Raw genomic sequence first — 14264 nt, 5'->3', positions numbered from 1 at the left:
TACTCTTCATATGAATATGATGAAGGGTAAGGCTTCATCTTCGGTGCGGGCAACCCTCATCGGAGACGTCGTCGGTTCTCGCACGGTCGCCGACCGCGCCCGGGTGCACCGGCTGCTGAACCAGGCGCTGCGCGACGTCGCCGCACAGGCTGTCGATCCGCCGGCATTCACCGTCGGCGACGAGTTCCAGGGTGCGTACCCCCGCGTCGGTCTGGCCATCGACGCGGCGCTGTCGCTGCGGTTGGCCGTCGCGTCGGACATCGACGTGCGCTTCGGCATCGGGTGGGGGGCGGTCACCATGCTCGACGAGGCCGCAGGCATCCAGGACGGGCCCGGCTGGTGGGCCGCCCGGGAGGCAATCGAGTGGACGGCGTCGACTCAGCGGCAGCCCGCGCTGGCGCTGGTGCGCACGTCGTTTCGGGCCGCCGCCGACAGGACCGACGTCGACTCGATCAACGCCGCGCTGATTTGTCGGGACCACCTGCTTGGATCGTTGGACGACCGATCGACTCGGATAGTGAAGGCACTGTTGAAGAACCGGACCAAACGAGATATCGCCGCCGCGGAGGGCATCAGCGCGTCGGCGGTCTCGCAGCGCTCGGGCCGCGACGGTTTGGACCTGATCGTGTTGGCGACGGAGTACCTGCGGAGGATGCCGTGAGCGCCGTCGCCGTGTTCCTGATCGCGATCGGCATCGCCGATACGGTCCGCCGGATGACCGGCGCGGTGTGGATTCCTGCTGTGGTGGCGCCCACCGCCGTCGTCGCAACCGCGGCGCTGTCCGGGCTGTGGCATCTCGGCGACCTCCCACTGCTGGCGGTGGCGGCCGTCGCCGGCGTCGCGTGGGTCCTGCTGGGTGTGCGCGCGGAGCGTGCCGGGAGGCACGAGGGGGCCCCGCTGGCGGTTTTCGGGGTCGCGTTGGCGACGCTGATTCTGTTGTCCGGTTTGGCTTCTGACGTGGGAGGGCTCGTCGCGCGATGGTCTACGTGGGGCGGGGTGCATGGCATCGATGACGTCAGCCCGGATCGGCTGCTGATGGTCATCGGGGCGGGGCTGCTGCAGTTCGTCACGGGTAACCAGTTGGTGCGGCTGGTGCTCGGCTCGGTGGGCGCAGTCAAACCCGAAGGGCAACCGCAGGCGTCGGACCGACTCAAGGGTGGGCGCCTGCTCGGCCCGATGGAGCGCATCCTCATTCTCGGGCTCGGGCTTGCCGGTCAGCTCGCCGCTGCGACGGCCGTCGTCGCAGCCAAGAGCATCATCCGGTTCCCGGAGATCAATGCCCAGAAGGCCCGCGAGAACGGGAACATCGGCATTGATGACGTGACCGAGTACTTCCTTGTCGGCAGTTTCGCCAGCTGGATCATCGCGCTGGGCGGGCTGGCGCTCGCGCACTGAACGGTAAGGCTTTTCATTCCCCCGAAATCGAGGCGGCGTTTTCCTAAACTCGGCGCGTGAAAACCAATGCGGCGGTTCTATGGGAATTCGGTTCGGACTGGAGCATCGAGGAGATCGACCTTGATCCGCCCGGCAACGGCGAAGTGCTGGTGTCCTGGGAGGCGACGGGGCTGTGCCACTCCGACGAGCATGTGCGCACCGGTGATCTGCCCGCTCCTCTTCCGCTTGTCGGCGGCCACGAGGGCGCGGGTGTCGTGCAGGAGGTCGGCCCTGGCGTCGTCGGTCTGGCTCCCGGCGATCACATCGTCGCGTCGTTCCTGCCCGCCTGCGGGCGCTGCCGATTCTGCTCGACCGGGCATCAGAACCTCTGTGACCTCGGCGCGATGATCATGACGGGGACCCAGTTGGACGGCAGCTACCGACGCCGAGCCCGCGGACAAGACGTCGGGGTGATGGCGCTGGTCGGGACGTTCTCCCAATACGGCACGGTGCCGGAGGCGTCCGTCGTCAAGATCGACGACGACATTCCGCTGTCGCGGGCCTGTCTGCTCGGCTGCGGTGTCACTACCGGATGGGGTTCGGCGGTCAATACCGCCGACGTGTCCCCGGGCGACACCGTCGTCGTGATCGGGTTCGGCGGCATCGGCAGCGGCGCCATCCAGGGTGCGCGGCTGGCGGGCGCCGAGAAGATCGTCGTCGTGGATCCGATTGAGACCAAGCGCGACAAAGCTTTTCAGTTCGGGGCGACGCATTTCGTCACCTCACTGGAGGAGGCGACGGCGTTGGTTGCCGAGCTGACGCGCGGCGTAATGGCCGACTCGGCGATCCTGACCGTAGGGCTGTTGGAGGGCTCGATGCTCGAGGACGCGGCCAACATCATCCGCAAGGGCGGCGCGGTCGTCATGACCGCGATCGCGTCGATGAACGACACCACCCCAACGCTGGGGATGATGATGTTCACCCTCTTCCAGAAGCGACTGCTCGGCAGCCTCTACGGCGAGGCCAATCCGCGCGCGGATATTCCGCGGCTGCTGAGCCTCTACCGGGAGGGCAAGCTGTTGCTCGACGAGACCGTGACGCATGAGTACAAGCTCGCCGAGGTCAACGAGGGCTACGAGGACATGCGGGCCGGCCGCAATATCCGCGGCGTGGTCCTCCACGACCACTGACGTCCTTCCGCGAAACGACATTCCGGCACCGGAAATGCGAGTGCAGGCGTGCTGGAATTCCGTTTCGGCGGATATCAGAGGCGTTCGATGATGGTGACGTTGGCGGTGCCGCCGCCTTCGCACATGGTCTGCAGGCCGTAGCGACCGCCGGTGCGCTCAAGGGTGTTGAGCATCGTCGCGAACAGCTTGGCACCGGTCGCACCGAGCGGGTGACCGAGTGCGATCGCGCCGCCACCGGGGTTGACCTTCGCTGAGTCGGCCTTGATCTCCTTCAGCCATGCAATGACCACGGGTGCGAACGCCTCGTTGATCTCCACGGTGTCGATGTCGTCGATCGACAGCCCGGTCTTGTCAAGCGCATAACGGGTGGCCGGAATCGGACCGGTCAGCATGAACACCGGGTCGGCACCGCGGGCGCTGATGTGGTGGATCCGGGCGCGCGGCGTGAGGCCGTGGTCTTTGACGGCCTGCTCCGATGCGAGCAGCACAGCACTGGCGCCGTCGGAGATCTGGCTGGCCATCGCGGCGGTCAACCGGCCGCCCTCGACGAGGGTCTTCAGCCCGGCCATCTTCTCCAACGACGTGTCACGCGGACCTTCGTCGGTGACGAAACCCTCGACCGCAATGATCTCGTTCTCGAAATACCCCGAACGGATCGCCTCCTGAGCGCGCTGATGGCTGGTGAGCGAGTACTCCTCCATCTCCTCGCGAGAGATGTTCCACTTGTCGGCGATCAGCTCCGCCCCGCGGAACTGCGAGATCTCCTGGTCGCCGTAGCGATGCAGCCAACTCTTGGATTCGTTGGTCGGCGAGGTGAAGCCGAACTGCTCGGCGACGGTCATCGCCGACGAGATCGGGATTTGGCTCATGTTCTGCATGCCGCCGGCCACGATGAGGTCAGCCGTCCCGGACATGATCGCTTGTGCGCCAAAGGAGATCGCCTGCTGGCTGGATCCGCACTGCCGGTCGACGGTGACACCGGGCACCTCTTCGGGATAGCCGGCCGCCAGCCACGACAGGCGCGCGATGTTGCCCGCCTGCGGACCGATAGCGTCGACGCAGCCGGCGATCACGTCATCGACCGCACCGGGATCGACATCGACCCGGTCGAACAAGCCCCGCCACCCCGCGGCGCCGAGGTCGACGGGATGCACACCGGCAAGCGATCCGTTCCGCTTACCGACGGCGGTGCGTACGGCGTCGATGACGTATGCCTCAGGCATTACTGGCTCCTTCGTTGGTGATTCCGCCTAGGACGATAGCGAGGTACTGGCGGCCGACTTCCTCAGCCGTCAGCGGTCCGCCGGGCTGATACCACCGGACCGAAACCCATGTGGTGTCGCGGATGAACCGGTACACCAGGTCGACATCGATGTCGGGCCGGAAGTAGTTCTCCTCGATCCCCTGATTCAGAAGATCCAGCCACATCTGCCGCTGCTCTTTGTTTCGGACCTCGACGAAGTCGAACTGCGGCAGGTTCGACAACCGCTTGGCCTCGTCCTGATAGATGACGACCTGCGCGTGCCGATGTTCGATCGCCTCGAACGACGCCATGAAGAGGCCCTTGAGCCGTTCGAGCGGATTGGGTTGGGTGTCGACTATTTCGCGGTAGCGGCCGAACAGCCAATCCAGGAAGTCCCGCAGCACTTCCTCGACCATCTGCTCCTTGCTTTTGAAGTGGTGGTAGAGGCTGCCCGACAGGATGCCCGCCGAATCGGCGATGTCGCGCACCGTGGTAGCGCGCAGGCCGCGCTCGGCGAACATCGCCGCGGCGAGCTCGAGAAGCTCGTCGCGCCTGCTCACCGTCTGCGGCTGTTCGGTCATGCGCGTTGGCTCGACACCGAGATCACTTCTCCGGTCAGGTAACTGGAATAGTCGCTGGCGAGGAACGCGATGGTGGCGGCAACCTCCCACGGTTCGGCCGCGCGGCCGAACGCCTCGCCCTCTGACAGCCGGTCCAGCAGGTCCGCCGAGCTGGTCTTCTCCAGGAACTTGTGCCGCGCGATGCTCGGTGAGACGGCATTGATTCGGACACCGTACTCGACTGCTTCGATTGCGCTGCACCGGGTCAGCGCCATCACGCCGGCTTTGGCCGCCGCGTAGTGCGACTGGGAATGCTGTGCCCGCCAGCCGAGCACGCTGGCGTTGTTGACGATGACGCCGCCGTGGTCGGCGTCGCGGAAGTACCGCAGCGCCGCGCGCGTCGCCCGCATCACCGATGTCAGCGTCACGTTCAGGACGCGGTCCCACTCCTCGTCGGTCATGTCGACGACCGGCGTCTGCCCGCCGAGACCCGCGTTGTTCACCAGCACGTCGAGCCGTCCCATGCGCGCGGTCGTCGAGGAGACCAGCGCGTCGACCTGCGCCGTCGACGTCACGTCGCACACGACGCTTTCGACGCGGCCGAGGCCGAGTTCGCTCAGTTGGTCGCGGGTTTCGCCCAGCCGTCGTTCGTGGTGGTCGGATACCACCACGTCGGCACCCTCGGCGAGGGCCCGTCGCGCGACCGCCGAACCGATGCCGGTGCCAGCCGCTGCGGTCACGACCACCACCTTCCCGGTCAGAAGTCCATGCCCGGCAATCTCTTTCGGCGCCTCTGACAACAAGATCTTGTGCTCCTCACGTGCGCGCGTGCTCATCAGCCTTTCACCTCACGCGGTAGACCGAGCACCCGCTCGGCGATGATGTTGCGCTGGATCTCGTTCGACCCGCCGTAGATGGTGTCGGCGCGGGTGAACAGGTACAGGTGCTGCCACTGGTCGAACTTGCCGTCAGGCGCCACCAGTCCGGATTTTCCGACGACGTCCATCGCCAGCTCGCCGAGATCGCGATGCCAGTTGGCCCACAACAACTTCGAAACATTATCTTGTCCGGGCTGCTCGACATCCATGGTGGCCAGCGCATAGGACCGCATGGTCTGAAGCCCGACCCACGATCGGGTCAGCCGTTCGCGCAGCAGCGGATCGTCGATGGCGCCGGTCTGCTTCGCTACCTCGACAAGGTTGGAAAGCTCACGCGCGTAACGGATCTGCTGACCCAGCGTCGACACACCGCGCTCGAACGTCAGCGTCCCCATCGCGACCCGCCACCCGTCGCCGGGCTGCCCGACCACGAGGTCGGCATCGGTGCGGGCGTCGTCGAAGAACACTTCGTTGAAGTCAGCCGTTCCGGTCAACTGCACGATCGGCCGAATTTCGACCCCGGGCTGGTCGAGCGGAACCAGCAGATACGACAACCCCGTGTGCCGCTTGGAGCCCTTCTCCGTGCGGGCTACGACGAAACACCAGTGCGACAGGTGCGCCATCGAGGTCCACACCTTCTGCCCGTTGATCACCCACTGGTCACCGTCGAGTTCGGCCGTCGTCGACACGTTGGCCAGATCGCTGCCCGCGCCGGGCTCCGAGTACCCCTGGCACCACAGCTCGCTCACGTCGAGGATGTTCGGCAGGAACCGCTTCTGCTGTTCGGGTGTGCCGTAGGCGATCAGCGTCGGGCCGAGCAGTTCTTCACCGAAGTGGTTCACCTTGTCCGGCGCGTCGGCCTTGGCGTACTCCTCGTAGAACGCGACGCGGTGGGCGACGGACAACCCGCGCCCGCCGTGTTCCTCCGGCCAGCCCAGGCAGGTCAGCCCGGCAGCCGCCAGATGCTTGTTCCACGCGAGCCGTTCTTCGAAGGCCTCGTCCTCGCGCCCCGGGCCGCCGAACCCTCTGAGCGCGGCGAACTCGCCGACCAGGTTGTCGGCCAGCCACTCGCGGACCTCGGCCCTGAACTCCTGGACCTCTATCACCCCTGTAGGCTAACCTACCAAGCACTTGCTTTGTTAGAGGAGCATCGATGAACCCCGATCTGAGGACCATTCCGCGGGTCCTGGACCGGATCGCCGACGCATTCTCCGACCATGAAGCCCTGATCACCACCGGCCGGCGGCTGACCTTCAGCCAGTTACGTGACGAGGTCCGCTCGGCTGCAGCAGCGATGATCGAACTGGGCGTCGCCGCCGGTGACCGTGTGGCGATCTGGTCGCCGAATACCTGGCACTGGGTCGTCGCCTGCTTGGCGACCACCTACGCGGGCGGCGTCGTCGTGCCCCTCAACACCCGCTATACGGCCCCCGAGGCCGCTGACGTGCTGGCCCGTACGGGGGCGCCGCTGCTGATTGCGGCCGGGCAGTTCCTCGGCGCCGACAAAGCCGCCGGCCTGGATCGCGATGCGCTGCCCGACCTTCGCGACATCGTGCGCGTGCCGATCGACACCGACGACGGCACCTGGGACGAGTTCGTCGCCCGGGGCACAGACCTCGAAGAAGTCGATGCGCGCGCGGCCGCCGTCAAACCCGACGACATTGCCGACATCCTGTTCACCTCCGGCACCACCGGCCGCAGCAAGGGCGTGCTGTGCGCGCACCGGCAGTCCCTCGACGCACCTGCGGCATGGGCGGCGTGCGGTCAGCTCACCAGCGCCGACCGCTATCTCTGCATCAACCCGTTCTTCCACAACTTCGGCTACAAGGCCGGCATCCTGGCCTGCCTCCAGACCGGCGCAACGCTGATCCCGCAGTTGACGTTCGATCCGGAGAAAGCGATGGCCGCGGTCGCCGAGCACCGCATCACCGTGCTCCCAGGACCCCCGACGATCTACCAGATGCTGCTCGACCATCCCAATCGCGGTGACTACGACCTGAGCTCGCTGCGGTTCGCCGTCACCGGCGCTGCGACGATCCCGGTGGTGCTGATCGAGCGGATGCAGTCCGAGCTCGACATCGACATCGTGCTGACGGCCTACGGGCTGACCGAGGGCAGCGGGTTCGGCACGATGTGCCGCGCCGACGACGACGCGGTCACCGTCGCCACCACCTGTGGCCGGCCGATCGCCGACTTCGAATTGCGCATCGACTCAAGCGGTTCGGAGGACGGTACCGGCGAGGTGCTGTTGCGCGGGCCCAATGTGATGCTCGGCTACCTCGACGATCCGGAGGCCACCGCCGAGGCCATCGACGCCGACGGCTGGCTGCACACCGGCGACGTGGGCCGTGTGGACGAAGCAGGCAACCTCGCGATCACCGATCGACTGAAGGATATGTACATCTGCGGCGGGTTCAATGTCTATCCCGCCGAGGTCGAGCAGGTGCTCGCACGCCTGGACGGTGTCGCCGAAGCCGCCGTCATCGGGGTGCCCGACGACCGGCTGGGCGAGGTCGGCAAGGCTTTCATCGTCACAAAGCCCGGCGCAGAACTGGACGAGGCTGGTGTGATCGCTTACACGCGTGAGCATCTGGCGAATTTCAAGACACCACGATCAGTGGTGTTCCTCGACGTGCTGCCACGCAACCCTGGAGGAAAAGTGGTCAAGCCGCAATTGCGGGAGATGCTGTAGATGGATCTGACGTTCGACAGCGATACCGAGGAGTTCCGGGCCGAGGTGCGCGACTTCCTCGCCGCGAACAAACAGCATTTTCCCACCAAGTCCTACGACACCGCCGAGGGCTTCGAGCAGCACCGCCGTTGGGACAAGGTGCTTTTCGACGCCGGCCTCTCGGTGATCGCCTGGCCGAAGAAATACGGCGGCCGCGACGCCACCCTACTGCAGTGGGTGGTCTACGAGGAGGAGTACTTCCGGGCAGGAGCGCCTGGCCGCGCCAGCGCCAACGGCACCTCGATGCTGGCCCCCACACTGTTCGCCCACGGCACCGAGGAACAACTCGACCGGGTACTGCCGAAAATGGCCAGCGGCGAAGAGATCTGGGCACAGGCCTGGTCGGAACCTGAGTCCGGCAGCGACCTTGCCTCGCTGCGCTCCACCGCCACCAAGACCGACGGCGGCTGGAAGCTCAACGGGCAGAAGATCTGGAGCTCGCGAGCACCATTCGGCGACAGGGCATTCGGTTTGTTCCGGTCCGATCCGGAGGCGGCCCGGCACAAGGGACTCACCTACTTCATGTTCGATCTGCGCGCCGACGGTGTGACGGTGCGGCCGATCGCGCAGCTCGGCGGTGACACCGGGTTCGGCGAGATCTTCCTCGACGACGTCTTCGTCGGTGACGAGGACGTCATCGGGGACGTGCACGACGGCTGGCGCGCCGCGATGAGCACGTCGAGCAACGAGCGCGGCATGTCGCTGCGCAGCCCGGCGCGGTTCCTCGCACCGGCGGAGCGGTTGGTCGCGCAGTGGAAAGCAAACCCTGACGCGGCTTTCACCGACCGCGTGTCCGACGCATGGATCAAGGCGCAGGCCTACCGTCTGCACACCTTCGGCACCGTCACCCGCCTGGCCGCCGGCGGTGAGCTGGGCGCCGAATCGTCGATCACCAAGGTGTTCTGGTCGGATCTCGACGTGGCGTTGCACCAGACGGCGCTGGACATGCGCGGTGCAGATGCGGAGTTGGTAAACGAGTGGACCGAGGGGCTGCTGTTCGCGCTCGGCGGCCCGATCTACGCCGGCACCAACGAGATTCAACGCAACATCATCGCCGAGCGACTGCTCGGCCTGCCCCGTGAACCCAAGGGGACAAAGTGAACTTCGAGATCGACGAACAACAGCGCGACTTCGCGACCAGCATCGACGCCGCGCTCGGTGCGGCCGACGTCCCCGCGGCGGTACGCGCGTGGGCACAGGGCGATACCGGGGCCGGCCGCAAGATCTGGTCGACGCTTAGCGACCTGGGCGTCACCGCCTTGGCGGTGCCCGAACAGTTCGACGGCATCGGCGCTGATCCCGTCGACCTCGTCGTCGCCGCCGAACGACTCGGATACTGGGGCGTGCCCGGACCCGTCACCGAATCCATTGCGGTGGCACCGGTTCTGCTCGCCGACGACGAACGCTGCGGCGCGCTGGCGTCGGGTGAGCTGGTCGCCACCGTGGCCTTTCCTCCGCATGCGCCGCGGGCCGTCGATGCCGACTTCGCCGGTTTGATCCTTGTCGCAGACGACGGCAAGGTGACCGACGGCAGCGCGGGCGACCGACGCGAGTCCGTCGACCCGGCCAGGAAGCTTTTCGAGGTTACGACGGCGGGTGATGCCCGAAAGGCCGACACCGCACGCGCTTTCGAGTTCGGCGTGCTCGCCAACGCCGCACAGCTGGTGGGCGCGGGGCAAGCCATGCTCGACAAGTCGGTCAACTACGCCAAGCAGCGCAGCCAGTTCGGCCGGACCATCGGGTCATACCAGGCGATCAAGCACAAGCTCGCCGATGTCTACATCGCCGTCGAGTTGGCCAGGCCGCTGGTCTACGGCGCGGCGCTGTCACTGTCCGCCGGCTCCGAAGACACCGCACGCGATGTCAGCGCCGCGCTGGCGGCCGCCGCTGACGCCGCCCTGCTGTCGGCGCGCTCGTCGCTGCAGACCCACGGCGCCATCGGCTTCACCCAGGAGCACGACCTGTCGCTTCTGCTGCTGCGGGTGCAGGCGCTGCGCTCGGCGTGGGGCGATCCGACGTGGCATCGTCGCCGGGTACTGGAGGCCTTCTGATGAGCGAAGAACGCGAGCTGCTGCGGGACACCGTCGCCGCCCTGGTCGACAAGCACGCCTCGCCGGCTGCTGTGCGGCGGGCATTCGAGTCGGAGCGCGGCTACGACGAGTCGCTGTGGGCATTGTTGTGCGAGCAGGTCGGAGCGGCCGCGCTGGTGGTCCCAGAGGAGCTGGGCGGCGCGGGCGGTGAACTCGCCGATGCCGCCGTCGTACTCTCCGAACTCGGCCGGGCATTGGCGCCGACACCGCTGCTGGGCACGACGCTGGCCGAGCTGGCGCTGCTCGCGGCGGACGACCCCGACACGGCGACCATCGAGAAGCTGGCTGAAGGCGCCGCGATAGGCACGGTCGTCTTCGATCCCGACTTCGTGATCAACGGCGCCGTCGCCGACGTCGTCATGGCCGCCGACGGCCAGAAGCTGAGCCGCTGGACTACGTTCACGGCCACCCCTGTCGACACCATGGACCTGACCCGCCCACTTGCTCGACTGGAGCCGCAGGACACGGCCGACATCGGCGCCGACCCCGGCCTTGCCGATATCGCGGCGATCCTGGTGGCCGCCGAACAGATCGGCGCCGCAACCAGATGCCTCGATCTCACCGTCGACTACAGCAGAAACCGCGTGCAGTTCGGCCGCCCGATCGGCAGCTTCCAGGCGCTCAAACACCGGATGGCCGATCTCTATGTCGCCGTGCAATCGGCGCGTGCGGTCGTCGACGATGCGGTCGCCGCACCGTCGGCCACCTCGGCCGCGCTGGCCAGAGTGTCGGCGAGCGAAGCCTTCTCCAAGGTGGCCGCCGAGGCGGTGCAGATGCACGGCGGCATCGCGATCACCTGGGAGCACGATATCCAGTTGTACTTCAAGCGCGCGCACGGCAGCGCGCAGTTGCTCGGGCCGCCGCGGGAGTATCTGCGCCGGCTCGAAGCCGAAGCGCTCTAACGTTGCAGTCATGACGTCTTTGCGTGCAGGGATACCCCCGTTCTATGTCATGGACGTGTGGTTGGCCGCTGCCGAACGGCAGCGCACCCACGGCGATCTGGTGAACCTCTCAGCCGGCCAACCGAGCGCAGGAGCGCCGACGGCCGTACGCGCAGCGGCAAAGGCCGCGCTCGACACCACCGTTCTGGGCTACAGCGTCGCACTCGGTATCCCCGAACTCCGTACTGCCATCGCCGACGCCTACCAGGCCAGGCACGGGCTGAGCGTCGATCCCGGCGACGTGGTGATCACCACAGGTTCCTCCGGAGGATTCCTGCTGGCATTTCTGGCCTGCTTCGACGTGGGCGACCGGGTGGCGATCGCCAGTCCCGGATACCCGTGCTACCGAAACATCCTCTCGGCGCTCGGGTGTGAGGTCGTGGAGATTCAGTGCGGACCGCAGACCCGGTTCCAGCCGACCGCGTCGATGCTGGCCAAACTTGATCCGCCCGTGCGGGGTGTGATCGTGGCGAGCCCGGCCAACCCGACGGGCACTGTCATCCCGCCGCAGGAGCTGGCGGCGATCGCGACGTGGTGCGCCGAGACCGGTGTTCGGCTGATCAGCGACGAGGTTTACCACGGGCTGGTCTACGAGGGCGCACCCGAGACCAGCTGCGCATGGCAGACGTCGCGGGAAGCCGTTGTGGTCAACAGCTTCTCGAAGTACTTCGCGATGACCGGTTGGCGGCTCGGCTGGCTTCTGGTGCCGCCTGACCTGCAGCGAGCCGTCGACCGCGTGACCGGTAATTTTACGATCTGTCCGCCGGTGTTGTCACAGATGGCAGCGGTGGCGGCGTTCACGCCGGAATCCGTCGCCGAGGCCGACGGCCTGCTCCACCACTACAGTGCCAACCGGCGGTTGCTGCTCGACGGGCTGCGCGGGATCGGCATCGACCGGCTCGCACCGACAGACGGGGCGTTCTACGTCTACGCAGACGTTTCGCACCTGACCGATGACTCAATGTCGTTCTGCTCGAAGTTGTTGGCCGACACCGGGGTTGCGATTGCTCCGGGCATCGACTTCGACACGCGGCACGGCGATTCCTTTGTCCGGCTGTCGTTCGCGGGGCCGACGAACGACATCGATGAGGCACTGCGCCGGATCGGTGACTGGCTCGACTAGTCCGCAGACTCAGCGCGCGCTCCACCCGCCGTCCATGGTGTAGGACGCGCCGGTCACCATGCCCGCATCGGGCGACGCCAGCCAGGCCACCAGCGACGCAACCTCGTTCGGTTCCACCAGGCGCTTGATCGCGCTCTCTTTGAGCAACACCTCCTCGACTACCTGTTGCTCGTCGATGCCGTGGGTGCGCGCTTGGTCGGCGATCTGCTGGGCCACCAATGGCGTTCGCACATAACCGGGATTGACGCAGTTGCTCGTTACACCGTGCGGGCCACCCTCCAGCGCGGTCACCTTGGACAGCCCCTCCAGCGCGTGCTTGGCGGTCACGTAGGCGACCTTGTACTCCGAGGCGCGAAGTCCGTGCACCGAGGAGATGTTGATGATGCGCCCGAACCCCTGCTCGTACATGTGCGGCAGCGCCGCGCGGATAAGCAGGAAGGGCGCCTCGACCATCAGCGCCTGGATGAAGCGGAACCGGTCCGGCGGGAACTCGGTGATCGAGCTGACGTGCTGCACGCCGGCATTGTTGACCAGAATGTCGGCGTCCAGCTCCAACTGTTCCAGCGATCCGACATCGGAAAGGTCTAGCGCCCAAGCCTTCCCGCCGATCTCATCGGCGACCGACTCGGCGCCCACGTCGTCGAGATCCGCGACGGTGACGGTCGCCCCGCGGGCAGCGAGCTCGCGGGCACATGCCGCGCCGATTCCGCTGGCACCGCCGGTGACGACGGCGCTGCGGCCGTCAAGTGCCGTCACAGCGCTCCGGCCTTGGCGAGCTCGTCTCGGTCGGACTCGTCGACGGTCGCGAGATCGAGGCCCTTCGTTTCACGCAGATAGAACACCGCGATCAAGGTGATGGCTGCCGCGACGGCCAAATAGATCGCGATCGGCACCCACGAGTCGTACATCTCGAGCAGCTTCACCGCAATAGCCGGTGCCGCGGAGCCCGCAACGATCGAGGTGACCTGATAACCAAGCGACACACCGGAATAGCGCATGCGGGTCGGGAACATTTCGGCCATGATCGCCGGCTGCGGCGAGTACATCAACGCATGGATCACCAGGCCGATGACGATGGCGGCGATGATCAGCTGATAGTCGCCGCTGTCCATCATGGGGAACGCGAAGAATCCCCACGTCGCCGCGAGCACCGTCCCGACGAAATACACCGGCCTGCGACCGATGCGGTCCGACAGCCTGCCGATCAGGGGGATGACCGCGAAGTGCACCGCGTGGGCGACGAGCATGTACCGCAGGATCGCGGTGGTATTGACGCCGACCTGCACCTTGAGATACGTGATCGACACGATGACGACGAGGTAGTACATGATGTTCTCGGCAAACCGCAGGCCCATGGCGGTGAGCACGCCGCGCGGATAGCGCTTGAGCACCTCGACCACGCCGTACGAGACGGCCTTCACCCGCTCGACTTCCTGCTGTGCCGCAAGGAAAATCGGCGCGTCGCTGACCTTGGTGCGGACGTAGTAACCGATTAGCACGACGACCGCCGACAGCCAGAACGCGATGCGCCAGCCCCACGACAGGAAGTCGTCCTCCGACAATGTTGCCGTCAGCACCCACAGCACGACGGTCGCGAGCATGTTGCCGACCGGCACCGCGGCCTGCGGCCAGCTGGCCCAGAATCCCCTGGTGCGGTTCGGGCTGTGTTCGGCGACCAGAAGAACCGCGCCGCCCCACTCGCCGCCGACCGCGAAGCCCTGCAGGAAGCGCAGGATCACCAGCAGCACCGGAGCCCAGACGCCGATCTGCTGGTAAGGCGGCAGGCACCCCATCAGGAACGTGACGACACCGACCAGCAGAATGGCGAACTGCAGCAGCTTCTTGCGTCCGTGCTTGTCGCCGAAGTGCCCGAACACGACACCGCCGAGCGGACGGGCGACAAAGCCCACCGCGTAGGTCACAAACGCCGCGAAGATCGCGCCGTAGACGCTGTCGCTCTGGGCGAAGAAGATCTTGTTGAAGACCAGCGTGGCGGCAGTGCCGTAAAGGAAAAATTCGTACCACTCGACGACGGTGCCCGCCATCGAGGCGATCACAACGCGCTTGAGTCCAGTCGTTATCGGCCCCGGCTCGCTCATGGCGCCCATTCAAACAAAAGGAGCACCCGAGAGGG

14 protein-coding genes are annotated in these 14264 nt (G+C 66.4%); 8 read left to right on the top strand and 6 right to left on the bottom strand.

Translation table 11 applies throughout. The features are described 5' to 3' along the window. Positions 1 to 10 precede the first annotated feature (10 nt). The 3 genes from A5651_RS10655 to A5651_RS10645 are packed head-to-tail and all read left to right on the top strand — an operon-like array spanning position 11 to position 2564. A complete protein-coding gene (locus tag A5651_RS10655; protein WP_066979442.1) occupies positions 11 to 661 on the top strand; it encodes a SatD family protein in 651 nt (216 codons plus the stop codon). Next, the gene (locus tag A5651_RS10650; protein ID WP_066979439.1) at positions 658 to 1395 is read left to right on the top strand and encodes a hypothetical protein; all 738 of its coding nucleotides are present in this window, start codon (positions 658 to 660) and stop codon (positions 1393 to 1395) included. Before A5651_RS10655 ends, A5651_RS10650 begins: the two co-directional genes overlap by 4 nt. 56 nt (positions 1396 to 1451) lie before the next feature. After that, a complete protein-coding gene (locus tag A5651_RS10645; RefSeq protein WP_066979437.1) occupies positions 1452 to 2564 on the top strand; it encodes an NDMA-dependent alcohol dehydrogenase in 1113 nt (370 codons plus the stop codon). Between the two features lie 74 nt (positions 2565 to 2638). Here the strand turns inward: A5651_RS10645 and fadA6 are convergent, their stop codons facing one another. The 4 genes from fadA6 to ipdE1 are packed head-to-tail and all read right to left on the bottom strand — an operon-like array spanning position 2639 to position 6351. Then, positions 2639 to 3787 (bottom strand): steroid 3-ketoacyl-CoA thiolase FadA6, encoded by a 1149-nt coding sequence (gene fadA6, locus A5651_RS10640; protein WP_066979434.1) that lies wholly within the window; start codon positions 3785 to 3787, stop codon positions 2639 to 2641. Then, on the bottom strand, positions 3780 to 4388 hold the full coding sequence (gene kstR2, locus A5651_RS10635; RefSeq protein ID WP_066979430.1) for a TetR family transcriptional regulator KstR2: 609 nt from the start codon (positions 4386 to 4388) through the stop codon (positions 3780 to 3782). Before kstR2 ends, fadA6 begins: the two co-directional genes overlap by 8 nt. Beyond that, positions 4385 to 5173: a (5R,7aS)-5-hydroxy-7a-methyl-1-oxo-2,3,5,6,7,7a-hexahydro-1H-indene-carboxyl-CoA reductase gene (gene ipdF, locus A5651_RS10630; protein ID WP_066979941.1), complete on the bottom strand. Its 789-nt coding sequence runs from the start codon at positions 5171 to 5173 to the stop codon at positions 4385 to 4387. The genes kstR2 and ipdF overlap by 4 nt, the downstream gene beginning before the upstream one ends. Positions 5174 to 5202: 29 nt before the next feature. Then, positions 5203 to 6351 carry an acyl-CoA dehydrogenase IpdE1 gene (ipdE1, locus tag A5651_RS10625; RefSeq protein WP_066979427.1) on the bottom strand — a complete coding sequence of 383 codons (1149 nt, stop codon included), beginning with the start codon at positions 6349 to 6351 and terminating at the stop codon, positions 5203 to 5205. Positions 6352 to 6398: 47 nt separating this feature from the next. Between ipdE1 and fadD3 the strand changes: the two genes are divergently transcribed. From fadD3 to A5651_RS10600, 5 genes are read left to right on the top strand one after another with little or no spacing between them, the layout of a single operon-like run. Further along, positions 6399 to 7937 (top strand): 3-((3aS,4S,7aS)-7a-methyl-1,5-dioxo-octahydro-1H-inden-4-yl)propanoate--CoA ligase FadD3, encoded by a 1539-nt coding sequence (fadD3, locus tag A5651_RS10620; protein WP_066979425.1) that lies wholly within the window; start codon positions 6399 to 6401, stop codon positions 7935 to 7937. Then, positions 7938 to 9077, top strand: a complete 1140-nt coding sequence (locus tag A5651_RS10615; RefSeq protein WP_066979422.1) for an acyl-CoA dehydrogenase family protein — start codon at positions 7938 to 7940, stop codon at positions 9075 to 9077. Further along, a complete protein-coding gene (locus tag A5651_RS10610; protein ID WP_066979420.1) occupies positions 9074 to 10027 on the top strand; it encodes an acyl-CoA dehydrogenase family protein in 954 nt (317 codons plus the stop codon). The genes A5651_RS10615 and A5651_RS10610 overlap by 4 nt, the downstream gene beginning before the upstream one ends. Next, positions 10027 to 10968, top strand: coding sequence for an acyl-CoA dehydrogenase family protein (locus tag A5651_RS10605; RefSeq protein WP_066979417.1), 942 nt, complete (start codon positions 10027 to 10029; stop codon positions 10966 to 10968). The genes A5651_RS10610 and A5651_RS10605 overlap by 1 nt, the downstream gene beginning before the upstream one ends. 10 nt (positions 10969 to 10978) lie before the next feature. After that, positions 10979 to 12130, top strand: a complete 1152-nt coding sequence (locus tag A5651_RS10600) for a pyridoxal phosphate-dependent aminotransferase (protein WP_066979414.1) — start codon at positions 10979 to 10981, stop codon at positions 12128 to 12130. Positions 12131 to 12139: 9 nt separating this feature from the next. Here A5651_RS10600 and A5651_RS10595 read toward each other — a convergent pair whose 3' ends face one another. Both A5651_RS10595 and A5651_RS10590 read right to left on the bottom strand, forming a co-directional pair. Then, a complete protein-coding gene (locus tag A5651_RS10595) occupies positions 12140 to 12886 on the bottom strand; it encodes a 3-hydroxybutyrate dehydrogenase (protein ID WP_066979412.1) in 747 nt (248 codons plus the stop codon). Continuing rightward, a complete protein-coding gene (locus tag A5651_RS10590) occupies positions 12883 to 14229 on the bottom strand; it encodes an MFS transporter (protein ID WP_156662815.1) in 1347 nt (448 codons plus the stop codon). Before A5651_RS10590 ends, A5651_RS10595 begins: the two co-directional genes overlap by 4 nt. Positions 14230 to 14264 lie beyond the last annotated feature (35 nt).

The sequence above is a fragment of the Mycobacterium sp. 1274761.0 genome (genome assembly GCF_001668615.1).
GTDB lineage: Bacteria > Actinomycetota > Actinomycetes > Mycobacteriales > Mycobacteriaceae > Mycobacterium.
Note: the sequence above shows the minus strand (reverse complement) of the source record. Positions and strands in the feature narration are given on the sequence as shown.

Bases quoted from the DNA above. Each gene is read 5' to 3' on its own strand.
- A5651_RS10605 (WP_066979417.1), top strand. From the start codon at position 10,027: ATGAGCGAAGAACGCGAGCTGCTGCGGGACACCGTCGCCGCCCTGGTC.
- fadA6 (WP_066979434.1), bottom strand. From the start codon at position 3,787: ATGCCTGAGGCATACGTCATCGACGCCGTACGCACCGCCGTCGGTAAG.
- A5651_RS10590 (WP_156662815.1), bottom strand. From the start codon at position 14,229: ATGAGCGAGCCGGGGCCGATAACGACTGGACTCAAGCGCGTTGTGATC.
- kstR2 (WP_066979430.1), bottom strand. From the start codon at position 4,388: ATGACCGAACAGCCGCAGACGGTGAGCAGGCGCGACGAGCTTCTCGAG.
- A5651_RS10655 (WP_066979442.1), top strand. From the start codon at position 11: ATGAATATGATGAAGGGTAAGGCTTCATCTTCGGTGCGGGCAACCCTC.
- A5651_RS10600 (WP_066979414.1), top strand. From the start codon at position 10,979: ATGACGTCTTTGCGTGCAGGGATACCCCCGTTCTATGTCATGGACGTG.
- A5651_RS10615 (WP_066979422.1), top strand. From the start codon at position 7,938: ATGGATCTGACGTTCGACAGCGATACCGAGGAGTTCCGGGCCGAGGTG.
- fadD3 (WP_066979425.1), top strand. From the start codon at position 6,399: ATGAACCCCGATCTGAGGACCATTCCGCGGGTCCTGGACCGGATCGCC.